19 protein-coding genes are annotated in these 25,952 nt (G+C 69.2%); 7 read left to right on the top strand and 12 right to left on the bottom strand.

Features of this window, described 5'->3' with window-relative positions:
- Nucleotides 1–34: 34 nt before the first annotated feature.
- Nucleotides 35–2,497, top strand: coding sequence for a DNA topoisomerase (ATP-hydrolyzing) subunit A (locus tag EDF46_RS02405; RefSeq protein WP_123504670.1), 2,463 nt, complete (start codon nucleotides 35–37; stop codon nucleotides 2,495–2,497).
- 267 nt (nucleotides 2,498–2,764) lie between these two features.
- Here EDF46_RS02405 and EDF46_RS02410 read toward each other — a convergent pair whose 3' ends face one another.
- Nucleotides 2,765–4,879, bottom strand: a complete 2,115-nt coding sequence (locus tag EDF46_RS02410; protein WP_123504671.1) for a type IIA DNA topoisomerase subunit B — start codon at nucleotides 4,877–4,879, stop codon at nucleotides 2,765–2,767.
- A gap of 244 nt (nucleotides 4,880–5,123) precedes the next feature.
- On the opposite strand from EDF46_RS02410, the gene EDF46_RS02415 reads away from it, so the two are divergent.
- Nucleotides 5,124–5,345, top strand: coding sequence for a hypothetical protein (locus EDF46_RS02415; RefSeq protein ID WP_123504672.1), 222 nt, complete (start codon nucleotides 5,124–5,126; stop codon nucleotides 5,343–5,345).
- Nucleotides 5,346–5,426: 81 nt separating this feature from the next.
- On the opposite strand, the gene EDF46_RS02420 is transcribed toward EDF46_RS02415, so the two are convergent.
- The 6 genes from EDF46_RS02420 to EDF46_RS02445 form a co-directional block, all read right to left on the bottom strand.
- Nucleotides 5,427–5,945, bottom strand: coding sequence for a metallophosphoesterase (locus EDF46_RS02420; RefSeq protein WP_123504673.1), 519 nt, complete (start codon nucleotides 5,943–5,945; stop codon nucleotides 5,427–5,429).
- Between the two features lie 48 nt (nucleotides 5,946–5,993).
- Nucleotides 5,994–6,737: a type 1 glutamine amidotransferase gene (locus tag EDF46_RS02425; protein WP_123504674.1), complete on the bottom strand. Its 744-nt coding sequence runs from the start codon at nucleotides 6,735–6,737 to the stop codon at nucleotides 5,994–5,996.
- On the bottom strand, nucleotides 6,734–7,993 hold the full coding sequence (locus EDF46_RS02430) for a MurT ligase domain-containing protein (RefSeq protein ID WP_123504675.1): 1,260 nt from the start codon (nucleotides 7,991–7,993) through the stop codon (nucleotides 6,734–6,736). The genes EDF46_RS02425 and EDF46_RS02430 overlap by 4 nt, the downstream gene beginning before the upstream one ends.
- A gap of 39 nt (nucleotides 7,994–8,032) precedes the next feature.
- A complete protein-coding gene (locus EDF46_RS02435; RefSeq protein WP_123504676.1) occupies nucleotides 8,033–9,337 on the bottom strand; it encodes an RNA polymerase sigma factor in 1,305 nt (434 codons plus the stop codon).
- A 280-nt stretch (nucleotides 9,338–9,617) separates the two neighbouring features.
- Nucleotides 9,618–10,943: a nitrate/nitrite transporter gene (locus EDF46_RS02440; RefSeq protein WP_123504677.1), complete on the bottom strand. Its 1,326-nt coding sequence runs from the start codon at nucleotides 10,941–10,943 to the stop codon at nucleotides 9,618–9,620.
- Between the two features lie 26 nt (nucleotides 10,944–10,969).
- A complete protein-coding gene (locus EDF46_RS02445; protein ID WP_123504678.1) occupies nucleotides 10,970–11,899 on the bottom strand; it encodes a proteasome assembly chaperone family protein in 930 nt (309 codons plus the stop codon).
- 82 nt (nucleotides 11,900–11,981) lie between these two features.
- Between EDF46_RS02445 and EDF46_RS02450 the strand changes: the two genes are divergently transcribed.
- The 3 genes from EDF46_RS02450 (at nucleotide 11,982) to sucB (ending at nucleotide 16,585) form a co-directional block, all read left to right on the top strand.
- Nucleotides 11,982–13,481, top strand: a complete 1,500-nt coding sequence (locus tag EDF46_RS02450; protein ID WP_123505162.1) for a leucyl aminopeptidase — start codon at nucleotides 11,982–11,984, stop codon at nucleotides 13,479–13,481.
- 117 nt (nucleotides 13,482–13,598) lie between these two features.
- Nucleotides 13,599–14,972: a dihydrolipoyl dehydrogenase gene (lpdA, locus tag EDF46_RS02455; protein ID WP_123504679.1), complete on the top strand. Its 1,374-nt coding sequence runs from the start codon at nucleotides 13,599–13,601 to the stop codon at nucleotides 14,970–14,972.
- A gap of 71 nt (nucleotides 14,973–15,043) precedes the next feature.
- Entirely contained in the window at nucleotides 15,044–16,585 is a 1,542-nt protein-coding gene (sucB, locus tag EDF46_RS02460) for a 2-oxoglutarate dehydrogenase, E2 component, dihydrolipoamide succinyltransferase (RefSeq protein ID WP_123504680.1), read from the top strand.
- 15 nt (nucleotides 16,586–16,600) lie between these two features.
- On the opposite strand, the gene EDF46_RS02465 is transcribed toward sucB, so the two are convergent.
- Nucleotides 16,601–17,977, bottom strand: a complete 1,377-nt coding sequence (locus EDF46_RS02465; protein ID WP_123504681.1) for a hypothetical protein — start codon at nucleotides 17,975–17,977, stop codon at nucleotides 16,601–16,603.
- A 160-nt stretch (nucleotides 17,978–18,137) separates the two neighbouring features.
- Here EDF46_RS02465 and EDF46_RS02470 point away from each other — a divergent pair, with 160 nt between their 5' ends.
- Nucleotides 18,138–18,857, top strand: coding sequence for a DUF4191 domain-containing protein (locus EDF46_RS02470; protein ID WP_123504682.1), 720 nt, complete (start codon nucleotides 18,138–18,140; stop codon nucleotides 18,855–18,857).
- A 19-nt stretch (nucleotides 18,858–18,876) separates the two neighbouring features.
- On the opposite strand, the gene EDF46_RS02475 is transcribed toward EDF46_RS02470, so the two are convergent.
- On the bottom strand, nucleotides 18,877–19,302 hold the full coding sequence (locus tag EDF46_RS02475) for an RDD family protein (protein ID WP_123505163.1): 426 nt from the start codon (nucleotides 19,300–19,302) through the stop codon (nucleotides 18,877–18,879).
- A gap of 161 nt (nucleotides 19,303–19,463) precedes the next feature.
- Between EDF46_RS02475 and glnA the strand changes: the two genes are divergently transcribed.
- The gene (gene glnA / locus EDF46_RS02480) at nucleotides 19,464–20,888 is read left to right on the top strand and encodes a type I glutamate--ammonia ligase (protein WP_123504683.1); all 1,425 of its coding nucleotides are present in this window, start codon (nucleotides 19,464–19,466) and stop codon (nucleotides 20,886–20,888) included.
- A 179-nt stretch (nucleotides 20,889–21,067) separates the two neighbouring features.
- Here the strand turns inward: glnA and EDF46_RS02485 are convergent, their stop codons facing one another.
- The 3 genes from EDF46_RS02485 to EDF46_RS02495 all read right to left on the bottom strand — a co-directional run bounded on the left by EDF46_RS02485 (nucleotide 21,068) and on the right by EDF46_RS02495 (nucleotide 25,710).
- A complete protein-coding gene (locus EDF46_RS02485) occupies nucleotides 21,068–22,477 on the bottom strand; it encodes a UDP-glucose/GDP-mannose dehydrogenase family protein (protein WP_123504684.1) in 1,410 nt (469 codons plus the stop codon).
- Between the two features lie 115 nt (nucleotides 22,478–22,592).
- Nucleotides 22,593–24,137: a glycosyl hydrolase gene (locus EDF46_RS02490; protein ID WP_123504685.1), complete on the bottom strand. Its 1,545-nt coding sequence runs from the start codon at nucleotides 24,135–24,137 to the stop codon at nucleotides 22,593–22,595.
- Between the two features lie 13 nt (nucleotides 24,138–24,150).
- Nucleotides 24,151–25,710, bottom strand: a complete 1,560-nt coding sequence (locus tag EDF46_RS02495) for a glycosyltransferase (protein ID WP_123504686.1) — start codon at nucleotides 25,708–25,710, stop codon at nucleotides 24,151–24,153.
- Nucleotides 25,711–25,952 lie beyond the last annotated feature (242 nt).

Below are 25,952 nucleotides of genomic sequence, written 5' to 3' on the forward strand. Positions count from 1 at the left end.
CGGCCGGGTTTCGTGGCAACAGTAGAAGGACTGAATGACGACGACCGACAGCACCGGCGGAGCCTACGAGGGCGAGCGCATCGAGGAGGTCGACGTCTCGACCGAGATGCAGGGGTCGTTCCTCGAGTACGCCTACTCGGTCATCTACTCCCGCGCCCTGCCCGACGCTCGCGACGGCCTGAAGCCAGTGCAGCGCCGCATCCTGTACCAGATGTCCGAGATGGGCCTGCGCCCCGACCGCGGCCATGTGAAGAGCGCGCGCGTCACCGGCGAAGTCATGGGCAAGCTCCACCCGCACGGCGACTCCGCGATCTACGACGCCCTCGTGCGCCTGGCGCAGGACTTCACCATGCGCCTCCCGACCATCGACGGCCACGGCAACTTCGGCTCGCTCGACGACCCGCCCGCCGCCGCTCGGTACACCGAGGTCCGCCTCGCCCCGGCCGCCATGGCGATGAACGAGGGCCTCGGCGAAGACGTCGTCGACTTCGTGCCCAACTACGACAACCAGCTGATGCAGCCCGAGGTCCTCCCCTCGGCCTTTCCCAACCTCCTGGTCAACGGCGGCTCCGGCATCGCCGTCGGCATGGCGACGAACATGGCGCCCCACAACCTCGTCGAGATCGTCGGGGCGGCTCGCCACCTGATCGATCACCCCGACGCCACGCTCGACGAGCTCATGGCCTTCGTGCCCGGCCCCGACCTCCCGACCGGCGGCACGATCGCCGGCCTGGCCGGCGTGCGCGACGCCTACGCGACCGGCCGAGGGAGCTTCAAGGTCCGGGCCAAGGTCTCGATCGAGAACCTCACCGCCCGCAAGAAGGGCCTCGTCTTCACCGAGCTGCCCTACCTGATCGGGCCCGAGAAGGTCATCGAGAAGGTCAAGGACGGCGTCAACGCGAAGAAGCTCACGGGCATCTCCGACATCAACGACTTCAGCGACCGCCACCACGGCATGCGCCTCATCGTCGAGATCAAGACGGGCTTCAGCCCCGAGGCCGTGCTCGAGCAGCTCTACCGGCACACGCCGCTCGAAGACGGCTTCAGCATCAACAATGTCGCCCTCGTGGAGGGCCAGCCCCGCACGCTCGGCCTGAAGGAGCTGCTCGAGGTCTTCGTCGCGCACCGCCTCGAGGTCGTCACCCGGCGCAGCCGCTACCGCCTGCAGAAGCGCGAAGACCGCCTGCACCTGGTCGAGGGCCTCCTGATCGCGATCCTCGACATCGACGAGGTCATCCAGGTGATCCGCACGAGCGACGACTCCGACGCGGCCAAGACGCGTCTGCGCGAGGTCTTCGACCTGAGCGACCTGCAGGCCGAGTACATCCTCGAGCTGCGCCTCCGCCGTCTCACGAAGTTCAGCCGCATGGAGCTCGAGACCGAGCGAGACGAGCTGCGGGCGGCGATCCAGGAACTCCGCGACCTCCTCGGCGACCCCGCCAAGCTGCGCGCCCTCGTGTCGAGCGAGCTCGCCGACATCGCCGACCAGTTCGGCACGCCGCGTCGCACCCTGCTCACCGAGGCCGCGCCGTCCATCGCCTCGTCGGCGCGGAAGAACGCGCCCGTGCTCGAGGTGGCCGACGTGCCCACGAAGGTGTACCTGTCGACGACCGGGCGGATCCTGCGCGTGGATCTCGCCGAGACCGACGGCGCAGCACCCGTGCCGCCATCGCGCCGCACCAGGCACGATGCGATCCGGTCGAGCGTCGTCACCACGACCCGGGCAGAGATCGGGGCGGTCACCTCGACCGGGCGGCTGATCCGCTTCACGCCGGTCGACGTTCCTGCGGCGCCGCCGTCGTCGGTGCAGCTCGGAGCCGGAGTGCCCATCAAGGACTACCTGGCGCTGCCGTCGTGGGCGAAGGGCGAGACCGTGCTCGGCCTCGTGTCGCTCGACCTCGACCAGCCGCTGGCGCTCGGGACGGCGCAGGGCATCGTCAAGCGCGTGACCCCGGGCGCCTGGCCGTCGAAGCCGGAGTTCCCGGTGATCGCGCTCAAGGCCGGCGACTCGGTCGTCGGGGTCGCGCAGGGGCCCGACAGCGACGAGATGGTGTTCGTGACGGCGAAGACGCAGCTGCTCCGCTACTCGGCCTCGCTGGTGCGCCCGCAGGGGCCGGCGGGCGGCGGCGTCGCCGGCATCTCGCTCGGCGCCGGCGACACCGCGCTCTTCTTCGGGGTCGTGCCCGGCGGCTCGGACGCCGTGGTCGCCACGATCTCGACCTCGGCGGCGACCATCGCCGGGGCCGATCCCGGGCGCGCGAAGGTCAGCGACTTCGTCGACTACCCCGCCAAGGGCCGCGCCACCGGCGGTGTGCGCGCCCACGCCCTGCTCAAGGGCGAGGACGGCCTCGCGGTCGCCTGGGTCGGCGTCGCCCCGGCGCTTGCCGTCGGAGCCGACGGCGGCGTGAGGCAGCTTCCGGCGACGCTCACCCGGCGCGACGCGTCGGGCACGCCGCTCGACTCGGTGGTCGGGTCGATCGGTGGCGCTGTCGCGTGAGCCGGCTGCGGCGCTGAGCCCGCCGAATCGGGACACCCCCGCCGACGCGACGGCGGGCGCGAGCCGATTCGGCGGGGCGGTGGCGCTGCCCGGGGCTCTTCCGCGGCCTCGCTCAGGTCCACCCCGCCGTTTCGGCACGGTCCCGCCGACGCGACGGCGGGCGCGAGCCGATTCGGCGGGGACGGCGGCGTTGTCGCGACCCCTCCGCGCGAACCCTCCAGAACGGCTCGAACCCTCCAGAACGGCTCGGACCCCTCAATACGCGGTCTAGGTGTCGATGCGCTCGCGTGCCAGGCCGGCCCCGTCGATGATGAACTCCTTACGCGGCGCCACATCGTTGCCCATCAGCAGCTCGAACACCCGGCCGGCGTTCTCGGCGTCTTCGACCTTCACGCGGCGGAGCATGCGGTTGGTGCGGTCCATCGTGGTCGTGGCCAGTTGCTCGGCGTCCATCTCGCCGAGGCCCTTGTAGCGCTGGATCGGATCCTGGTACTTCTTGCCCGACTTCTTCAGCCCGGCGAGAACACCGTGCAGCTCGGCCTCGGAGTACGTGTAGATGGTCTCGTTCGGCTTCGATCCGGGGTTGATCACGACGACGCGGTGCAATGGCGGCACGGCGGCGAAGACGCGGCCGGCCTCGATCATCGGCCTCATGTAGCGGAAGAACAGCGTGAGCAGCAGCGTGCGGATATGCGCGCCGTCGACGTCGGCGTCGCTCATGATGATGACCTTGCCGTAGCGGGCGACGTCGAGGTCGAACGACCGACCCGATCCGGCGCCGATCACCTGGATGATCGACGCGCACTCGAGGTTCGACAGCATGTCGCTGACGGACGCCTTCTGCACATTCAGGATCTTGCCGCGGATCGGCAGCAGCGCCTGGTACTCGCTGTTGCGGGCCGCCCGTGCGGTGCCCAGCGCCGAGTCGCCTTCGACGATGAACAGCTCGCTCGACGACACGTCGCTCGAACGGCAGTCGACGAGCTTCGACGGGAGCGACGACGACTCGAGCGCGTTCTTGCGGCGCTGCGTCTCTTTGTGAGCGCGGGCGGCGATGCGCGACTTCATCTCGGTGACGATCTTGTCGAGCACCGCGGCGGCCTGCGTCTTGTCGTCGCGCTTGGGCGACGCGTAGATCGCGGCCATCTCTCTGGCGACGACGTTCGAGACGATCTGGCGGACGGCGGGGGTTCCGAGCACCTCCTTGGTCTGGCCCTCGAACTGCGGCTCGGGCAGGCGCACCGTGAGCACGGCGGTGAGACCGGCGAGGATGTCGTCCTTCTCGAGCTTGTCGTTGCCGACCTTCAAGCGGCGGGCGTTCGACGTGACCTGGTCTTTCAAGAACTTCAGCAGCCCGGCGTCGAAGCCGGTCTGGTGCGAGCCGCCCTTGGGCGTCGAGATGATGTTGACGAAGCTGCGCGTGACAGTCTCGTAGCCCTCGCCCCAGCGCAGGGCGATGTCGACCTCGCACTCGCGCTTGACGTCGGTCGAGACCATCTGCCCGTGGTCGTTCAGCACGGGGACGGTCTCGGTGTAGTGCCCGGTGCCCTGCAGGCGCCAGGTGTCGGTGACGGCCTTGTCGGGAGCGAGGAAGTCGACGAACTCCGAGATGCCGCCCTCGTACGAAAAGACGGACTCGAGGGGCTGATTGCCCTCGGTGTCGGCGGTGGTGACCGGGCGCTCGTCGCGCACGCGAATCGTGAGGCCGGGAACGAGGAACGCGGTCTGCTGGGCGCGCTTGACGAGGTCGTCGGTGACGAACGCGGCGCCCCTGGTGAAGATCTGCCGGTCGGCCCAGTAGCGGATGCGCGTGCCGGTGGCGGCTTTCGGCGCCTTGCCGACGACCCGGAGCACGCTGCCGTTCTCGAACGGCGTGAAGGTCGCGTCGGGTGTGGGCCCGTCGGGGCCGTCGGCGAAGGTGCCGGGCTCGCCGCGGTGGAACGACATGGCGTGCGTCTTGCCTCCGCGGTCGACCTCGACGTCGAGGCGCTCCGAGAGGGCGTTCACGACCGAGGCGCCGACGCCGTGCAGGCCGCCGGATGCCGCGTAGGAGCCGCCGCCGAACTTGCCGCCCGCGTGGAGCTTCGTGAAGACGACCTCGACGCCCGTGAGGCCGGTCTTCGGCTCGATGTCGACGGGGATCCCGCGGGCGGTGTCGCGGACCTCGACGCTGTCGTCGGCGTGCAGGACCACGTCGATCGACGTTCCGAAGCCGCCGAGGGCCTCGTCGACCGAGTTGTCGATGATCTCCCACAGACAGTGCATGAGGCCGCGCGAATCGGTCGAGCCGATGTACATGCCCGGGCGCTTGCGCACCGCCTCCAGACCCTCGAGCACCGACAGGTGACGTGCTTCGTACTGGGACGGCGGGGTGGTTGCCACGGAACTCCATTCAGGTGCTTCTTCGTCGTTGCCCAGGAATGAATCCGCACAAGCGACGCGTTAAGAATACGTGCGTCACCGGGCCATTCCGTGCCCGACACCCGCACGGGAGGGCTCCCCGGACTGGGGTCGTCCAATCCCGTACGCGAACAGCGAAATCCGGCGAAATGTCGCACGGACGAAACGTTCCCGTGTTTTGATGAGTGTCACGAACCCGCGCACCACCGTATTGGAGGAGCATCACATGACTCAGATGGCCACCGACCACACAGCCGTCGACGAGCTCGGCTCCCGCTACCAGCTCTCGGCAGCAGACCGCTGCGACAGCTGCGGAGCCCAGGCGTACATCCGAGCGACCATGGCGAGCGGTGAGCTCCTGTTCTGCGCCCACCACGGCGCCAAGTTCAAGGAGAAGCTGCAGCCGAACGCCATCGAATGGCTCGACGAGACGGCCAAGCTCCACTAAGAGCCCGGCTCCTCACCTACAGACTTTCCAAGAAGGCCCGCTCCCCCACCGGGGTGCGGGTCTTCTGCCGTTCTCCCCTACCTACCTCGGCGACGACCGGAGAGGCAACCGCACGACCTCGACATCGCGAACACGGCCGTCGTCGAGCACCAGGGTCATGAACGTGCATGCCGGCTGGCGGCGCCGGTCGGTCGGCGACCCCGGGTTGAGCATCCGCGTACCCGCCGCTGTCACGGAGTCCCACGGGATGTGGCTGTGGCCGAAGACGATCACGTCGGCCTCGGGGTACTCCGCGTCGGCGCGCTCCTCCCGGCGGAGCGCGGGGCCGGTCTCGTGGACCACGACAATGCGCGCGCCTTCGATGTCGGCCGTCGCCACCAGCGGAAGGCGCGGCTCGAACTCCGGCCCATCGTTGTTGCCGCGGACGGCGAGGAGGCGCCTCGATCGCCGCTCGAAGTCGTCGAGCATCGACAGCTCGACCCAGTCTCCGGCGTGGATCACGACGTCGGCGCTCTCGACGGCCCGCCAGACGGTCTCCGGCAGCTGCTTGGCGCGCTTGGGAACGTGAGTGTCTGACACGAGGGTCACGCGGGTGGGCATGGTGCCACGCTAGCGAGAAGCGGGCGCAGGAACTGCCACCCGCCGCCGTCACATCGCCTTGAAGACGTGCTCCAGGTTCGCCGAGATGACCTCGCGCGACTTCGTCGCGTACTCGTCGAGCGTCGCGTGGGCGTCGGCCACGGCGTACGCGCCGCCCGTGCGAGCGACCGCCGCCGTGAGCACTCGGTCGGTGAGCGCCGGATTGAGGGGCAGCGCCGGCCCCTTCATCTGCGTGCCGAAGGAGGCTCCGCGGATGACGCCCTCGCGTCCGTCTCCGTTGCCACCGCCGCTGACGACGGCGCCGAACGGGCTCGCGCCGGCGCCGAGCTCGAAGCGCGTCGCGTGGTCCTCGAAGCCGAGCAGGTAGAGCGAGCCACCTCCGTAGGGCGTGCTCACCTTGAAGTAGTTGGCACGGCGCTGGGCGCCCCGGTGCGCGCTCGCGTCGAAGAAGCCGAGGCCCTCGAGGTCGGCGCCCTCTCCGCTGATTCCGCGCGAGAGGATCTCCATGCCGCCGCCGATGGCGACGACAGGGATCCCGGCGTCCGACCAGTCCGAGAGGAGCTCGCGGAACCGCAGCACATCGGAGTGGATGGCGCGGAGAGTGGACAGCGGGCCGCTGCCGATGAGCACGACGTCGGCCGCCGCGGGAAGCGCGTCTCCGGGGCGGTGCTCGGTCACGGCCACGTCGAGGCCGCCGCGCCGGGCGCGCTCGGCGAGCGTCACGACGTTGCCGCCGTCGCCCGAGACGCCGAGCTGCTCGGGATAGAGCTGGAGGATGGTCAGGTCGGTCATGCTCGCTTCTCCAGGTCGGGGTAGCCGAGCATCTTGCGCGCGATCATCATCTGCTCGTAGTTCACGATGAAGTTCTTCGTCTTGCCCGACGGCGACGGCAGGGCCTTCATCAGGTCGATGGCCTTCTCGATCTGCGGCTCGACGGTGCCGATCGGGATGCCTGCATGCTCCAGGCGCAGCGCGATCTGCCAGGCCTTCGCGCCCGAGACCACGTCGACGTGGTCGAGCGACGAGAAGTCGACGTCGTAGATCCACGAGATGTCGGGGGTGCCCTCGTCGATTGCGAGGAGCACCTGCTCGGGCGCCGTCGCCAGGGCGTCGAGGTTCAGCTGCAGGCTCGCCGCGTTCTTGAACATGACGAACTCGGCCTCGTCGCTGCCGATCTTCAGGCGCTCACCACGGCCGTAGGCCGGCTTCATCGCGGCGAAGGCCGCGACGGCCTTATGGGAGTCGAACTCGGGGCCGAGCGCGACGCGGGCGGTCTGGATCGCGGCGGCCGCGTCGACCGCGTAGTGGAGCCCCTTGGCGGGGAGCCGGACGTCGACGGCCTGGTCTCCGAGCGCGATGGTGGCGCCGGTGGCGGTCAGCGCGGTGACCTCGGCCTCGGCGGTGAGAGCGCGCGTTCCTGCGCCCTTGTCGTACGCGCTGGCGTTCTGCAGCCCGTGAGGCGCCGCGGCGACCAGGGCCGGGGACGCGCCGAAGCGGGTGACGTCGAGCGTGGCGCTCTCGAACGGGCCGAGGTACTCGTCGTCGCGGTTGGTGACGACGTGCGTGCCCGCGGTGGCGGCCGTGTCGGTCATCATGTCGGCGACGCGCGAGGTCTCGTAGAAGCGGTAGAGCTGGTCGACCTGCACGTTGAGCATGAGGACCGTCGAGGGGTGCAGATGACCGGAGAGCTCGACGGCGAACGCCTCGTCGACCTCGAGCACGCCGACGTCGGCCTTGAGTCGCCCGAACAGGCTCACCTCGGAGAGGAGCGCCGACGCGATGCCCTGCGGCAGGTTGGCCCCGGTCGGGTTCGTGAAGACGCGCAGGCCGTGCGAGCGCATGATGTCGGACAGCATGTGCGTCGTCGTCGACTTGCCGTTCGAGCCGAGCACGAACAGGACGCCCCGGTCGAACTGCTTGGTGACATCCGTGAGGAAGGTCGGGAGCAGCTTGAGGACGAGGTAGCCGGGGTACGCCGACCCACCCCCTCGGGCCCTTGCGAGAACGCGGACGAGACGCCCGAGGAGGATGGGGAGAACGTACTTCAAAGGATTCCTAGCGTCGGCTGCGTCGGCGATGGGTGCTTCTTATTCGAGGTAGTCGCGGAGGGACTGCGACCGCGACGGGTGGCGCAGCTTGGCCATCGTCTTCGACTCGATCTGGCGGATGCGCTCGCGCGTCACTCCGAACGTGTCGCCGATCTGGTCGAGGGTCTTGGGCATCCCGTCGCCGAGCCCGAAGCGCATGCGGATCACGCCGGCCTCACGCTCGGAGAGGCTGTCGAGCAGCGACTCGAGCTGCTTCTGCAGCATCGTGAAGCCCACGGCGTCGGCGGGCACGACGGCCTCGGTGTCTTCGATGAGGTCGCCGAATTCGCTGTCGCCGTCTTCACCGAGCGGGGTGTGCAGCGAGATGGGCTCGCGGCCGTACTTCTGGACCTCGACGACCTTCTCGGGCGTCATGTCCAGCTCGCGTGACAGCTCTTCGGGGGTGGGCTCGCGGCCGAGGTCCTGCAGCATCTGGCGCTGCACGCGGGCGAGCTTGTTGATGACCTCGACCATGTGCACGGGGATGCGGATGGTGCGGGCCTGGTCGGCCATCGCGCGGGTGATGGCCTGGCGGATCCACCACGTGGCGTACGTCGAGAACTTGAAGCCCTTGGTGTAGTCGAACTTCTCGACCGCGCGGATGAGGCCCAGGTTTCCTTCCTGGATGAGGTCGAGGAACTGCATGCCGCGGCCGGTGTACCGCTTGGCCAGGCTCACCACGAGTCGGAGGTTGGCGCCGAGCAGGTGGCTCTTGGCGCGCTGGCCGTCGCGGGAGACCCAGCGCAGCTCGCGCTCGAGCTCCTTCGAGAGGCCCGTCGAGTTGGCCAGCTTGTCGTCGGCGAACAGGCCCGCCTCGATGCGCATGGCGAGCTCGACCTCTTCGGCCGCGTTCAGGAGCGCGACCTTTCCGATCTGCTTGAGGTAGTCCTTGACCGGATCGGCGGTGGCGCCGGTGATGGTCGACGAGTAGACGGGGATCTCGTCGTCGTCGTCCTGCGAGATGACGAGGGCGCCGGTGGGGAGGACCTCGTCGGCGGCCTTCTCGGCGTCGGTGGTCTCCTCGCCGTCGGCCGTCTCGGTGCCGTCCGCGGTCTCGGTCGTCTCGGCGGTGTCGTCGGCGACGACGACCTCGGGCTCGTCGTCCTCCTCGTCGTCGTCAGCCGACTTGCCGGCAGCCTTGGCCTTGGCGGGCGATGCCTTCGCCTTGGCCGGTGCCTTCTTGGCAGGAGCCTTCTTCGCAGCGGGCTTCTTGGCGGCGGGGGCGGCGACAGCCGCGTCCTCGGTGGTGATGTCGTCGGTGTCGGTCACGGCGGCGGCGACGGGGGCTTTGGTGCGAGTAGCCATTGGGTGCACCTTTCACTCGGGCTTCGAAAAGTCGGTGGAGGCCCTGCGCCGTCGGTGGTTCTGCGACTGCAAGGCGGGGAGGACGACGACGCTGATCCTGCTTGTCGTCGGCCAGAGAGTTCGGTTTCGGGCAGTTCGGTTCGGGTGACTGTGCCTGCCAAAGCGGCACAGCAAGGACCCATGTCAAGCCCCGAGGCATTTCACCAAGGGACAAGAAAGGGTCCGTGAGTAATTATTGCACGCCCGAGAGCGACCCGTTTACAAAAGGGGGCATTCACTGCTAGTGGCGACGTAACTTCCTGGAGAGTGCAACCCAGAGCGGGCCCACTTCTATTCCTTCCTCGAGGTGCATGCGCCGCCTCGTGCCTCGCCTGTCGACGACCAGCCCGACCACTCCCGCTCCGACGATCACATACTGCACGCAGAAGGCGACGCGGAAGCTCGACCAGGCGAAGAGAGGCTGCGGATCCCCCGCCGCGACCCCGGCGCGGTGGAGGGCGTCGAGCACGATGCCGATCAGGAACATCATCACGAAGCTCGCCAGGAACCCGCCGACGTTCACGATGCCGTTGGCTACGCCGAGGCTGCGGAGCGGATTGAAGGTGCGTGCGAAGTCGAAGCCGATGAGCGAGCCCGGCCCGCCGACCCCGAGGGCGACGACGAGCGCGACGACGAGCCAGTGCGGCGGCCGGTCGGGCCACGCGAGCACGAGGGTCCACATCAGCCCGAGCACGGACACGATGCCGAGCACGAGGTTCGACCGGCGGAGCGGGAACCGGGCGGTGAGCAGACCCAGGAGGGGGCCAGCGACGACCCCTGTGACGACGAGCAGCGCGAGCAGCCCGGACGCCTCGCCGCGGCTGAATCCGAGGCCGCCCACGAGCGCGGGAACTCCCCAGAGCAGGCTGAACACGGTGCCCGACGACTGGGTCACGTAGTGCGACCAGAAGCCGAGCCGGGTTCCGGGGCGCTTGACGCTCTCGGCGAGCTGACGTCCGGCGGCGGCCCACGAGGCGACGACGGGCAGCTCGGTGCGGCCGACGGGAGAGTCGCGCACGACCAGCATCAGCACGACGACCGATACGCCGGCGACACCGGCGGCGACCGCGAATGCCGTGCTCCAGCCGGCCGTGTGCAGCACGGCGGCGAACGGGATCGCCGAGAGGATCTGCCCGATCTGCCCGAGGTTGCCTGTCCACTGCGAGACCTGCGGCAGCACCGGCCCGCGGAACCACGACGGCAGCAGGCGGATCACCGAGATGAAGGTCATCGCGTCACCCGCTCCGACGAGCATGCGGCCCGCGATGGCCACGCCGATGTGCGGCGGCGAGACGGCGACGACCGCTTGGCCGAGACCGAGCACGACCGCCCCCAGCACGAGCAGGAACTTCGGCCCGACCCGGTCGAGCATGACGCCCACGGGCACCTGGAGCCCGGCGTACACCACGATCTGGGTCACCGCGAGCGTCGAGAGCGTCGCCGCCGAGATGGAGTAGACGTCTTGGGCGTCGACGCCCGCGACGCCGAGCGACGAGCGCTGCAGGACGGCGACGACGTAGGCGAAGACCGCGGCGCCCCAGACGAGCCAGGCGCGAGCGGAATTCACCCCGCAACCCTAGCGGGGCCGGGGCTCTAGCCCAGCGAGGGGCCGCCGTCGTCGTCCACCTGGCGGGTCGAGAGGAACTTCTCGAGCTCGGCCGCGATCGAGTCGGCGCTCGGGACCTGTCCGTCGAGGCCGATCAGCGGCGAGGGCAGGGGGTTGCCCTCCATGTAGGTGTCGTGACGCTCTTCGAGGGTCTGCACGAGGCGTGTCAGTTCCTGGTTTCCCGTGACCTGCTCGTCGACCTTGCTCAAGAACTCGCGCCCCTCCTCGCGCAGCCTGTCGCTCGGGAAGATGAGCCCCGTCGCGGCACTGATGCTCGACAGCGCGGTGACCGCGGCGTCGGGGAACTCCGTGTCGGCGAGGTAATGAGGCACCAGGAGCACGAAGCCGGCGGTGGGGTGGCCCGTCGCCGAGAGGCGGAGCTCGACCAGGTGGAGCGCGTTCGCGGGGGCCTGCGTCGTGGGGCGCCAGACCGAGAGCGACTCGATGAGGTCGACCCGGTTGCCCGAGACGGTGACGCCGAGGGGGCGCGTGTGCGGTACCGGCATCGGGATCGCCTGCACCCACGTCGTGGTCGACACCCCGTACCGCTCGACGAGCTGCATCACGGCCGAGGTGAACGCCTCCCAGCGGAAGTCGGGCTCGAAGCCCGACAGGAGGAGGAACTGCTGGCCGATCTCGTCCTTCATGAGCGACAGGGTCAGCGTCGAGGCCTGGAAGTCGGCGATGTGGTCTTGATCGAAGGTGATGATGGGGCGGCGTGCGCGGTAGTCGAGGAGGATGTCGGCGTCGAACGTCGCGACGACGTCGCCGTCGAGCGTGTCGCCGAGGTACTGGGTGATCTGCGCCACGGTCGAGCCGGCGTCGGCGAACCCGGTGAGTGCCGCGACGAGCGGGAGCCCGGCTGGCACGCCGGACGAGTCGGGCGACAGCTGGTACAGGTCTGCAGGATCGGACATGCTGTCAATGCTAGGCACGCGCACCCTCGCGAACGTCCGCCGGAGGCAAGCTGACAGCGAACACCTCGATACGATCGACGGCATGACAGTCGCCGCTCTCACCGTGTCCGCAGAAGCCACCGATGCCGAGGTCTTCGTCATCGGAGTCACCCCCGGCAAGGGAGACGAGCCGCCCACTCTGCTCTGGGACGCCCCGGTGCTGGCAGGCTCCCTGCAGGAACTCGGGGTGGTCGCCGGCAAGGACGAGCTCACGCGCCTTCCCGCCTCGGCCCTCGGCGAGGGTGCGGCGCCGATCGGCAGCGCACCCGTGGTCGCCCTCGTCGGCCTCGGCGGCGCCGTCTCGATCGAGACTCTCCGCTACGCCGCCGGATCCGCCGCGCGCCAGCTCACCGGAAAGGACCGCATCGCTCTCGGCCTCCCCGTCGCCGACGAGGCCGAGGCTCTCGCCGTGCTCGAGGGCGCAGCTGTCGGCGCCTACGTCTTCGACACCTACAAGCACACCTCGGCCAGCCCGACCCGTCGCGTCGCGTCGTCGATCGAGCTCGTCACGGCCGCCGCCGTCGACGCCGCGACAGTCGAGAAGGCCGCAGCCGTCGCCACCGCCGTCCACACCGTCCGCGACCTCGTCGCCACGCCCCCGATCGACCTGCCGCCCGCTGCTCTCGCCGACGAGGCCGTCCGCCTCGCCGCAGAGTCGCCGTCCGGCGACCTCACCGTGACCGTGCTCGCGGGCGACGAGCTGCGCGACGCAGGATTCGGCGGCATCGTCGGCGTGGGCCAGGGCTCGGCACGCCCGCCCCGCCTGGTCAAGGTCGCCTACTCCCCCGCCGGCGCCGCCAAGCACCTCGCACTGGTCGGCAAGGGGATCACCTACGACACCGGCGGGCTCTCGCTGAAGCCGGCCGGCGCCATGCTCGGCATGAAGTACGACATGACCGGCGCCGCGACGGTTCTCGCCGTGACGATCGCCGCCGCGCGTCTCGCCCTGCCCGTTCGCCTGACCGCGTGGCTCTGCATCTCCGAGAACATGCTCGGCGCCGACCCCATCCGCCCCGACGACGTCCTCACCATCAAGAACGGCACCACCGTCGAGGTGACCAACACCGACGCCGAAGGCCGGCTCGTGCTCGCCGACGGCATCTCGGCTGCGAGCGAGGAGCAGCCCGACGCCATCGTCGACGTCGCCACCCTCACCGGTGCGCAGGTCGTCGCCCTCGGCATGCGCTACGTCGGAGTCATGGGCACCGACGACTTCGCGCCTCGGGTCGTCGAGGTCGCCGACGGGGCGTCCGAGCCGTTCTGGCGGGTTCCGCTCGCCCCGGAGCTGCGCGCCCGGCTCAACTCCGACGTCGCCGACCTCGTCAACGCGACTCCGGGCAACACGGCTGCGGGCATGCTGCTCGCGGGGGTGTTCCTCAAGGAGTTCGTCGGGAAGCGCGAGGGCACCGACGAGCTGATCCCGTGGGCTCACCTCGACATCGCCGGCCCGAGCGAGAACAAGGCGGGCGGCTACGGCTTCACGACCAAGGGCGCCACGGGGATCGCCGTCAGGACTCTGATCGACCTGGCAGTCTCGTTCTGAGCGGCGTACTAGGGTAGTTGAGGGCGGGAGAAACCCGCCGTTTTGCAAGGCGTGCGGCCGTGGTCGACATCCGCGACCACGGCCGCCTCCTTGGCCAATGCACGAAGGAGTTGCTGGGTGTCGGAACAGAATTTTGACGTGGTGGTCCTCGGTGGCGGCAGCGGCGGCTACGCCGCGGCCCTCCGCGCCTCCGAACTGGGCTTCTCCGTCGCCCTCGTCGAGAAAGACAAGGTCGGCGGCACCTGCCTCCACCGCGGCTGCATCCCCACCAAGGCGCTCCTGCACGCGGCCGAGGTCGCCGACGTGTCGCGCGAGTCGGCCAAGTACGGCGTCCACACGCAGCTGAACGGCATCGACATCGCCGGCGTCACGACGTACCGCCGCGACATCGTCGAGCACAAGTACAAGGGCCTGCAGGGCCTCGTCAAGTCGCGCGGAATCACCACGATCGCCGGTTCCGGCCGCCTCACGTCGCCGAGCACGATCCAGGTCGGCGACGACACCATCACCGGCAAGCACATCGTGCTGGCCACCGGCTCCTACTCGCGCAGCCTGCCCGGTCTCGAGATCGGCGGCCGCGTCATCACGAGCGAGCACGCCCTCGAGCTCGACTACATCCCGAAGCGCGTCGCCATCCTCGGCGGCGGTGTGATCGGCGTCGAGTTCGCCAGCGTCTGGAAGTCCTTCGGCTCGGAGGTGCAGATCATCGAGGCTCTCCCCCACCTCGTCCCCAACGAGGAGGAGTCGATCTCCAAGTCGTTCGAGCGGGCGTTCCGCAAGCGCGGCATCGCCTTCAGTCTCGGTATCCGCTTCCAGAGCGTGACCCAGGACGACCAGGGCGTCGTCGTCACGCTCGAAGACGGCAAGACGTTCGAGGCCGACATCCTCCTGGTCGCTGTCGGTCGCGGCCCGGTGACCGCCGACCTCGGCTACGAGGAGGTCGGCGTCACCATGGACCGCGGCTTCGTCCTCACCGACGAGCGCCTCGCGACCAGCGTCCCCGGCGTCTACGCCATCGGCGACATCGTCCCCGGCCTCCAGCTCGCCCACCGCAGCTTCCAGCAGGGCATCTTCGTCGCCGAGGAGATCGCCGGCCTCAAGCCGGTCGTCATCGAAGACGCGAACATCCCGAAGGTCACGTACTCCGACCCCGAGGTCGCCTCGGTCGGCCTCACGACCGCCAAGGCCACCGAGAAGTACGGCGCCGACAAGATCGCCGCCTACGACTACAACCTCGCTGGCAACGGCAAGAGCTCGATCCTCGGCACTGCCGGGTCGATCAAGGTCATCCGCGTCGTCGACGGCCCCGTCATCGGAGTCCACATGATCGGCGCCCGCGTCGGCGAGCTCATCGGCGAAGCGCAGCTCACCGTCAACTGGGAGGCCTACCCCGAAGACGTCGCGAGCCTGATCCACGCGCACCCGACCCAGAACGAGGCCCTGGGCGAGGCGATGCTGGCGCTTGCCGGCAAGCCGCTCCACGCGATGTAGCTTCACAGCACCATCCCCGCCGAGGCGCTGTCCCACAATTCATAGTTAGAACCGCAGAAGGAGTTCCCCTGATGAGCGAATCCGTCAACCTCCCGGCACTCGGTGAGAGTGTCACCGAGGGCACGGTCACCCGCTGGTTGAAGAATGTCGGCGACCGGGTCGAGGTCGACGAGCCTCTGCTCGAAGTCTCGACCGACAAGGTCGACACCGAGATCCCGTCGCCGATCGCGGGCGTGATCGAGGAGATCCTCGTCGCCGAGGACGAGACCGTCGAGGTCGGCACCGCCCTCGTCAAGATCGGCGACGGCAGCAATACCGGAAGCACGGGCGATGCCCCTGAGGCCGAGGCTCCGGGCACCGGTCCGGCATCGACCGATGACACCCCCGCCGCGGACTCCGAGACCGAGGAGTCGTCCGAAGGGTACGAGTCGCCGTCGCCCGCCACCGAGGCTCCCGCCGAGGTCCCCTCCGATGCAGCGCCCGCCCCCGGCGAGGACGCCCCGGCCGAGGCTCCCGAGCCCGCTCCGGCCGTCGACCCGGCTCCGGCCGCCGCGGCACCCGCATCGCCGGCTCCGGTCGCCGCCGCACCGGCACCTGCAGCGCCCGCTGCTCCCGCGCCTGCCACGCCCGCACCCGCTGCTCCGGCGCCCGCTGCGCCCGCAGCCCCGGCTTCGGCCGGCGGGCCCGTCGGCTACGTCACCCCTCTCGTCCGCAAGCTCGCCAACGAGAAGGGCATCGACCTGTCGACGCTCTCCGGCAGCGGCGTCGGCGGCCGTATCCGCAAGGAAGACGTCCTGGCCGCGGCCGAGGCCGCTGCGAAGGCCGCTCCTTCCTCCGCTGCTCCCGCCGCCTCGGCCCCCGCCGCTTCGTCGGCCTACGAGCCGCTGCCGGTGTCCGACCTGCGCGGCACCACAGTGCCGATGACCCGCCTCCGCAAGGTCGTCGCCCAGCGCGCCGTCGAGTCGATGCAGTCCACCGCGCAGCTCACCAGCGTCGTCGAGGTCGACGTCACCAAGGTCGCGAAGTTCCGCGATGCGGTCAAGGGCGACTTCCAGGCCAAGACCGGCAACAAGCTGTCGTTCCTGCCGTTCTTCACGCTCGCAGCGGCGGAGGCCCTGCAGGCCTACCCGAAGCTGAACGCCACCGTCGAGGGCGACTCGATCGTCTACCCCGACACCGAGAACATCAGCATGGCCGTCGACACCGAGCGCGGCCTGCTCACCCCGGTGATCAAGAACGCCGCGTCGCTCGACCTGGCCGGCCTGGCCGCGTCGATCGCCGATCTCGCCGGTCGCACCCGCGACAACAAGCTGACCCCCGACGAGCTGTCCGGCGGCACCTTCACGGTGACCAACACCGGCTCGCGCGGCGCGCTGTTCGACACCCCCGTGGTGTTCCTGCCGCAGGTGGCCATCCTCGGCACCGGCATCGTCGTCAAGAAGCCGGTCGTCGTCACGGCCGACGGCTCCGAGTCGATCGCGATCCGCTCGATGGTCTACCTGGCGCTCTCGTACGACCACCGGATCGTCGACGGCGCCGACGCCGCCCGCTTCCTCGTCGCGGTCAAGAACCGCCTCGAGGGAGGCGACTTCGCCGGGAAGCTCGGCATCTAGCTCCACCCGCAAGCCTCAGCCTAGGCTTCGCAGTCGCCAACCGGCCTCCGTCCTCGTCACGAGGAGGGAGGCCGGTTCGTCGTCCGGGCCGGTGCCGAGCTCGAAGAGGACGGCCCCGCCGTACTCCCCCGCCATCCCGGCGATGCTCGGAAAACGCGCCTCCGCCAGACGCGCAGGATCAGCCACCACCGCCAGGTCGTCGGCCAGCAGCGGCGAGTCGGCCTGGTCGACACCCGCGACGCATGCGGCGTCGAGCGCCGTGAGGCAGTCCTCGCGGAGGCGCAGCAGCACTCGGGCGGCCGCGGTCGCGTCGTCGCCGCGGAGGAGAGCGTCGGCTGTCGTGCCTCCGGTGGAGACCGGCGGTGATGAGCGGCCGGCCGCCTCGGGGGGATCAGTGCGCCGTGCGTCGGCTCGTGCCGGGGCAGGACCGGACCGGGTGCCGGGCTCGGCGGGCGGACCCTCCGTCGCGGTCAGGACGAGGCCGCCCAAGGCGGATGCCGCCACGACCCCGGCACCGAGCCAGACCTTCGGGCGGACATCGCGCGCCGCGGCCACGGCGCGGCCGATGACGTGCGCAGCCAGGCCGAATGCGTCAGCGGCCAGGCCGCCGGGCTCGCCGACGGCGGCGCGCGCCAGGTCGAGGCCCGGGACGACGCCGTCGAGGTGATGCGCGGGCGGCGCAGGGGGCGGCGCGTCGGTCGACGCTGCGGGCGGCGGTGCGGGCCGCGCCAGCGGCTCCTCCAGCGGCGCAGGATCGTCGAGGTCGAAGAGCAGCTCGATGAGAGAGTCGATGCCGGAGCCTCCGGGTCGGGTCGCGTCGCCGAGCGCCGTCCGGACGGTGCTGCGACCGCCCGGGGTCGACGCCAGCACCTCGGCTACGATGCGGCGGGCCGCCCCGGCGGCACCGGCGTCCCGCGTGAGGCTGACGGCACCCCGCGGTGGTGCGGCCGAGAGGCTGACGAGCACGGGCGCCCCGCTGGCGTCCAGCAGGACGTCATCGAGCGTCAGGCTCGAGGCGAGATCGACGCGGTCGTCGAGGCCGCGCCGCTCGACGTGCAGGAGCGCGAGCAGCAGCGGGACCAGCAGCGTCACCGCCTCGCCCGCCGACAGGCGCCCGCGCGCAGCGATGAGCTCGGACATGGGCCGCGTCTCGAGGCGCGGGAGAAGCACGGCCGGACGGCCGTCGACCTCGACGACTCCGAGGAGGGGCGCGATATGGCGGTGGTCGACCGCAGCCAGCGCAGCGGCGGCGGCCAGCGCCCGGCGGCGGCCGTCGGGACCGAGGAAGACCTTCGCGACGGTCTGTGGGGCGGACGGCCAGACGAGGAGGCGGGCGCGGGGCGACTCGGCGAGCACGTGGGCCGCGACGGCCGCGGCGACGGAGGAGGACATGCCGTCGAGCCTGGCGGAGCGGGAGGGGGGCCGGACGGAAGTTCCTGCGCCTGTGGATCATCGGGGACCCTGTGGACCGATCCCCGCGGGGAGGAACGCGGGCCGCGCGCAACCCGAAGCCGGACCGCCACCCGGCGCGGGACCACGTATCCTAGTCAGCATGGCACGCAGCAAGTCTTCGGAGAACGCATCTTCGACCCCTGAAAAAGAGCCCGGTCGCATCAAGCAGATGTACCAGGTCTTCACCATGACCCGGCGTCACGACCCCAAGTCGATCTGGCTCATGCTGGCGTCGTTCGTGGTGCCCGTCATCGCGTTCGTCGTGCTCGCTCTCGTCGCCGGGGGCAACATCCTCGGCACGATCCTCTACATCGTCGTCGGCGTCATGCTCGGCGTGCTGCTGTTCATGCTCGTGCTCGGACGCCTCGCCGAGCGCGCCGCCTACTCGCAGATCGCCGGCCAGCCCGGAGCGGTCGGCGCCGTCTTCAAGAGCGGCCTCCGTCGCCAGTGGCGGGCGAGCGAGATGCCGGTCGCCGTCAACGGCCGCAGCCAGGCCGCCGTCTACCGCGCCATCGGCCGACCCGGCGTCGTCCTCGTGACCGAAGGCACCCGGGGCCAGACCCAGAAGATCGTCGACGAAGAGAAGCGCAAGGTCGCGCGGATCACGCCCGGCGTCCCGATCACCGTCCTCAGTGTCGGCACCGACGCCGACTCGATCCCGCTGCACAAGCTGGCTCGTCGCATGAACAAGGTCAAGAAGGCCATCGATCGCAACGAGGTGCTCGCCGTGTCGAACCGCCTCGAGTCGCTCGGCCAGAACAAGCTGCCGATCCCCAAGGGCGTCGACCCGATGCGCATGCGCTCGGGGCGTCCGCGCTGATCGCGAGTCGCGCTCGAGGCTAGATCCTGACCAGGACAGCGCCGACGGCGCGATCGTGCAGGCCCCGCTGGTCGCGGTCGTAGATGACGGCGGGGATCACCAGGCAGAGCAGGATCGTGCGGACGATGGGCCGCCACACGCCGATGTACCCGGTCGGCAGCGGCACGACCCGCATGCGGCAGGCGATATGGCCGAGACTGCCGCCGAGGGTGATGATGAACAGCATCTGCATGAGCGCGAAGACGCCGAGCGTCGCAAGCGAGTTGTAGTGGAAGAACAGCACCGAGACCAGCACGGCGATCCCCCAGTCGATCACCAGGGCGATCAGGCGTCGGCCGAACCGGCCGATCGAGCGCGGACCCGACTCGGGGAGCCCGAGGTCGTGCCCCGGATACGGCGGGCGGTCGTCGCTCGGCGGGAGTGGGGGCGGGGCGCTGCTCGACATGGGGATGAGCCTATCGATGCCCTGCGGGAGCACTCTGAGCATGGCACCCGTAACATCCCGGAAACATTCTGGTCACCGCACCGAAACCCCCCGTCAATAGCCTCATGACTGGAGGCGTCCAGCTTTCGCCCACGTTCCACGCCATTGGAGAGACTTCGCGTATGTTCAAAGATTCTTCCGAGGTGCTGAGCTTCATCAAGGACACCGACGTCAAGTTCCTTGACATCCGGTTCACCGACCTTCCCGGTGTCCAGCAGCACTTCAACATCCCCGCATCCACGGTCGACGAGGAGTTCTTCTCCGTCGGTCAGCTGTTCGATGGCTCGTCGATCCGCGGCTTCGCGTCGATCCACGAGTCCGACATGCAGCTCATCCCCGACGTGACCACGGGCTACGTCGACCCGTTCCGCGCCGAGCGCACGCTCATCCTGGTGTTCGACATCTTCAACCCGCGCAACGGCGAGCTCTACTCGCGCGACCCCCGTCAGGTCGCGAAGAAGGCCGAGCGCTACCTCGCCTCCACCGGCATCGCCGACACCGCCTTCTTCGCTCCCGAGGCCGAGTTCTACGTCTTCGACGACGTGCGCTACGACGTCAAGCAGAACGGCTCGTTCTACTCCGTCGACTCCGAAGAGGGCGCCTGGAACACCGGACGCGCCGAAGAGGGCGGAAACCTCGCGAACAAGACCGCCTACAAGGGCGGCTACTTCCCGGTCTCGCCCGTCGACAAGACGGCCGACCTCCGCGACGACATCAGCCTCAAGCTGATCGACTCCGGCCTCGAGCTCGAGCGTGCGCACCACGAGGTGGGCACCGGCGGCCAGCAGGAGATCAACTACAAGTTCGACACGATGGTCCACGCGGCCGACGACATCCTGAAGTTCAAGTACATCGTCAAGAACACCGCGGAGCAGTGGGGCAAGGTCGCGACCTTCATGCCGAAGCCGCTCTTCGGCGACAACGGGTCGGGCATGCACACGCACCAGTCGCTCTGGTCGGACGGCAAGCCGCTCTTCTACGACGAGAACGGCTACGGCGGACTCAGCGACCTCGCCCGCTGGTACATCGGCGGCCTGCTCAAGCACGCCCCCGCCGTGCTCGCGTTCACGAACCCGGCGATCAACTCGTACCACCGCCTGATCCCGGGCTTCGAGGCCCCCGTCAACCTGGTCTACTCGGCCGGCAACCGCTCGGCTGCGATCCGCATCCCGATCACGGGCACCAACCCGAAGGCCAAGCGCATCGAGTTCCGCGTCCCCGACGCCGCCTCGAACCCGTACCTCGCGTTCGCCGCCCAGCTCATGGCCGGCCTCGACGGCATCCAGAACCGCATCGAGCCGCACGAGCCCGTCGACAAGGACCTCTACGAGCTCCCCCCGGAGGAGGCCAAGAACATTCCCCAGGTCCCCGCCTCGCTCGACGCCGCTCTGCTCGCTCTCGAGGAGGACCACGAGTTCCTCACCAAGGGCAACGTGTTCACCGAAGACCTCATCGAGACCTGGATCGCGTACAAGCGCGAGAAGGAGATCCTGCCGATGGCGCAGCGTCCTCACCCGTTCGAGTTCGAGATGTACTTCGGCGTGTAGCACGCCGTCGTCTCCCCCGGAGCCCCGCCCCCGCGTTCGCGCGGGAGGCGGGGCTCCGTCGTGCGGACGGGCGGGGCTCCGTCGTGCGGAGGGGCGGGCCGGAGACGACGGCCGCTGCGGACACGCGAACGGCCCCGCCCCCGGAGGGGCGAGGCCGACGCTCGAGAGGACGGGACTGGCTACGCGGGAAGCGCGGCTCCCTCGAGCACGCGGCGCTGGCGAGCGACGATGCGCCCACCGAGGGGGCGCACCTCCCAGCCGGCGGCCGACCACACCTCGGAGTCGAGGGCGTTGCGGGCGTCGAGCACGACCGGGTTGGCGGCGAGCTCGGCGAGGTGCTCCGGGTCGGCGTTGACGAAGACGGGCCACTCGGTGAGCAGCAGCACGGCGTCGGCGTCGGTGACGGCCTCGTCGAGGCTGTCGGCGAACGACAGCGTCGGGAACGAGCGCTGGGCCGTCTGCGAGGCCTCCGGGTCGACCACGAGCACCTGGGCGCCGCGCAGGTGCAGTGCGGCGGCCACGTTGAGGGCGGGCGAGTCCCTGACGTCGTCGGTGTCGGGCTTGAAGGCCGCGCCGAGAATGGCGAGCTTGCGGTTGAGCACCGATCCGCCGCAGGCGTCGATCGCCTGGTCGATGACGCGCTGGCGCTGCTGCATGTTGATCTCGTCGACCTCCTGCATCAGGCCGACGACGCGGCCCGCACCGAGCTCGTTGGCGCGCGACATCAGGGCGCGGATGTCTTTCGGGAGGCAGCCGCCGCCGAAGCCGAGACCGGCGTTCAGGAACTTGCGGCCGATGCGGTCGTCGTGGCCGAGCGCATCGGCGAGGACGCGGACATCGGCGCCGGCGACCTCGCACAGCTCGGAGATGGCGTTGATGAACGAGATCTTAGTGGCGAGGAACGCGTTGGCGCTCACCTTGACGAGCTCGGCGGTGGCGAGGTCGCACGAGATGACCGGCGTTCCGGTCGCGATCGGGGCCGCGTAGACCTCGCGGAGGATCGCCTCGCTCTTGGCGTCCGTGCCGCCGAAGACGATGCGGTCGGGGCGCAGGGTGTCTTCCACTGCGTGGGCCTCGCGCAGGAACTCCGGATTCCACACGACCTGGGTGTCGATGCCGGCCGGCTTGGCGTCGGCCACCAGCTTGCGGAGCCGTGCCGCGGTTCCGACCGGCACGGTGCTCTTGCCGACGATGATGCCGTCGTGGCTGAGCGACTCGGCGACGGCCTTCGTGGCGGCCTCCACGTAGGTGAGGTTCGCGGCGTGGCTGCCCCGACGCTGCGGGGTGCCCACGCAGATGAAATGGACGTCGGCGAGCGACACGGCGTCGGCGAGGTCGCTGGTGAAGCGGAGGCGGCCCGTGCCGACGTGCTTGACGATGAGCTCGGGCAGGCCGGGCTCGAAGAACGGGACGCGGCCGGCGCTGAGCGCTTCGACCTTCGCGGGGTCGGTGTCGACGCCGATGACGTCGAATCCCATCTCGGCCATGGCGGCCGCGTGGGTGGCGCCGAGGTAGCCGGTGCCGATGACGGAGATGACGGGCTTGGGGGCGCTGTCCGCCGAGGCGGAGGGCTTCTTCGATGCGGTCATGATGGTCTCCCTGATGCGGGTACGCCGAACGTACCTGTGGTTGTGGAGCAGATGAGGGGGTGGCTGCCGCGGTGCGAGACACCGCGGCAGCCGGGTGGGGAGGCGTGGTGGGCGCCTACCCCGTGGGCTTCAGCTTGTACTGGTCCTGGACGGTGGCTATGCCGTTCGTGAAGGCCGTGATGGAGCTGCCCGAGGAGTCGATGCGCCAGTCGTTGGTGTACTGGGTGCCGTTCGTCGTCGACGTGACCGTGTGGTTGAACCAGCCGAAGCCGATGATGTCGGAGTTGACGGGGGCGTCCAGGTTCGTGAACAGGTCGGTGATCCACTTGGCCTTCTGGCCGCCGTTCTCGCTGGCTCCGATCTCGGAGAGCACGATCGGCTTGTCCGGGGCTATCGCCCGGAGCTGCGTCAGCGTGTTCTGGAACGTGTGCTGGAACGAGTAGGTCTCGGAGTTCGAGTACGGCGGGCGGAGGTACCCCGACATCCCGACCCAGTCCACCTCGTCGGGACCGGGGTAGTAGTTCGCCAGGTACGCCTGCTGCGACCGAGTGGAGTTCAGGTTGTCGACCCGGTTGGGCGACCAGACCCAGACGACGTAGTCGTTGGCTCCGTTGTCGGCGAAGATCTGGTGCACGTGGTCCCACATCTGCACGAACTGGCCCTTGGAGTTGCCGTTGGTGTTCTCGCCCCAGGGGTACCAGTCGGCGTTCATCTCCTGGTCGAGGCGGATGGCGAGCGGCTGCTTGTTGGCGGCCACGGCCTTCGCGTACTTGGTCAGGTAGGCGTCGTAGTCGCCGCCGATGATCTTGGAGAGCGCGTAGTCGGGCTGCGTGTTGAGGTTGTTGGCGGCCTTGAGCGGCTGGGTCTCCCAGGTCAGGAACGGCAGCTGGCCCTTGGCCCACGAGCGCTGCACGGCATCGGCGCGGAAGTCGGAGTCGAAGCCCTGGAAGTAGCCCGACATGTTCGGGCTGACGCCGACCTTCGACGACACGTCGTCGTTCTCAGCCCAGTTGAAGGGCGACTGCTGCGTGTAGAGGCCGAAGTACTTCGAGGTGGGCTTCTTGATCGACGCGAGGCTGGGCGTGGTCGGAATGGTCGGTCCGGTCACGATGGGGCTGGTCGGCGTCGTGGTGGTGCCGCCGCTCGGCGCTCCCGGAGTCTCGCCCGTCGTCGTCGTCGGAGTCGTCGAACCCGACGAGGCCGCGTTCGACGTGCCGGAGCCCGCGGTGCCGGAGGCCGAGGATCCCGACGAGGCCATCTGCGACTTGAGGTCCTTCACCTGGCCGGCCGACTTGGAGGACGTCGCCATGGCCTTCGAGAGCTTCGTCTCGAGGGCGGTCGACTTGCCGGTCGCTGCCGCGAGCTCCGTCTTGAGCTTCGCGAGCTCGGCCGACTGGTCGTTGATCCGCGACTTCGTCGAGACGAGCTGCGTCAGCAGGTCGGCGCGGTCGTTCTTCAGCTCCATGTTCGTCGAGATGGGCTTGACGACATCGCCGACGACCTTGCGCACGACGTTGTCGGTGGGCGACATCCAGACCAGCCACGTGATGAGGGCGAGCGCGACCACGATGATCGTGGCGCCCAGCGCGCTCATCCGCGAGTTCTTCTTGCCGGTGGTCCACCAGGCGCTGCCGGCGGGCCGGCTGAGCGGGGTGATCACGGACTCTCGGTACTCAGACAATGAAGAGTGCCTCCAGGACGAGGATCGCGGTACCGATGAGGTACGGCCATCCGGCTTTCATGTTGAAGCGGCGGCGGGGTGCGGCCTTGGGGGTCGGTGCGTCCACGACCGCGGTCGTGGCGGCGCGACGGCTCTTGATCAGGACCGTGCCCGACTCGGGGTCGGCCTGCGTGCCGAAGTCGAACAGGGTGTCGACCGAGGGCTGACCGGGCACGTCGTCGAACTGGGCCTCGAGGGCGTCGATGGGCGTGACCATGGTCTCCTCGCGACGCTCCACCTCGGCGGCCACCTCCTCGGTGACCTCGCCGCCGCTGTAGGCACCGGCTCGGGTCCCCCAGCCGGCCGAGTGGCCCATGCGGAAGAAGCCGATGATGCGGATGGGCATCAGGAAGAACGTCGACACGATGATGAAGACCGGAAGCCGGATGAAGTCGCCCGGCTTCTCGCTGAGGTGGCGCATCTGGCGGATCGCCATGCTGAGGACCGACGAGAGGACCATCAGGGCGACGATCGCCAGGATGCCTGCCCGGAAGCCGTACTCGTGCAGGATCCCCGTGTAGAGGTTGATTCCCTGACCGGTGATGCCGTTGTAGATCCAGCCGCCGACGACGCCGAGGAGCACGAACGGGAGCACGATGTCCATCGCGAAGAAGAACGCGAGCATCGGCGCGTGGCCGAGCATCCAGGGCATCATGCGCAGCGTGTTGTACTGGCTGCCGCGAGCCCAGCGGAGCTGCTGCTTGAAGAGCTTCTTGATCTTCAGCGGGGCGTCCGTGTAGACGAGGCTCGTGTACTGGTACACGGTGCGGTAGCCCTCTTTGAGAGTGAGGTTCGTGAGCGTGCGGTCGTCGCTGACCTCGAGGAAGACGCCCATGAACTTCTCGGTCATGAACTTGTCCATGACGCGGACGAGGATGTCGCGACGGAACGCGATCGTGCGGCCCGGGAGGCAGCCGATCTGGCCGAGCACGCTCTGAGCGGGCATGGAGTACAGCGCGCGGCTGTTCTCGAGCCAGTCGGCCCAGCGGGTGATCCAGCTGCGCTCGGGCTCCAGGATGCGCTGACGCGTCGTGACGCCGCCGATGTTCGCCTCGGCGAACGGCTTGAGGAGCTCCTCGAGCGTGCCGGGAGTCCAGACGGTGTCGGAGTCGACCAGCACCGTGATGTCGCCCTTGGACAGCTCCGTGCCGATCATGACGGCGTTGCGCTTGCCCGGGATCGGCGTGTGCGTCCAGGTGACGAGGGGCGCGAACTCCTCGCAGATGGCCTGCAGCGTCGGGTTGGGCTTGCCGTTGATGACGACGATGATCTCGTCAGGACCCTGCTCGACCATGCGGCCGATGACGTCCCTGAAGAGGTCCTCTGGCTCGTCCACCACGGGGACCACGACACTGGCGGTGCCGGTGAAGTGCCCGGTGAACGGACGGTAGTTCCGGGAGATCACCACTTTGATGATCCACATGACCCAGATCATGATCGAGTAGACCGAGAACAGGTACACCTCGGGGTGTCCCTGGATCTCGTGTCGGATTTGAAGAATGAACGTCAGCACGGTGCCGCCTGCATGTACTCGGTGGGGGTGGCTTCCGCGTCATCGGGGAATCGGTCGTTCGGGTGACTCAATTTCTAGCCCAATCGATACGGGGCTACAAGCGGTCCGCACGGAGCGAGCGGCCCTCGCCGATCGGGGTACGTCGGAGTCCCCGGTTTCGTGTCGTGCGAAATGCCGACACGAGACACGCCCGGCACTCTCTGCCTATTCGTGTCCCCCGTTTGAGAGGTCCGCGGTGTCTC

It is taken from the genome of Frondihabitans sp. PhB188 (assembly GCF_003752365.1).
Taxonomy (GTDB): domain Bacteria; phylum Actinomycetota; class Actinomycetes; order Actinomycetales; family Microbacteriaceae; genus Frondihabitans.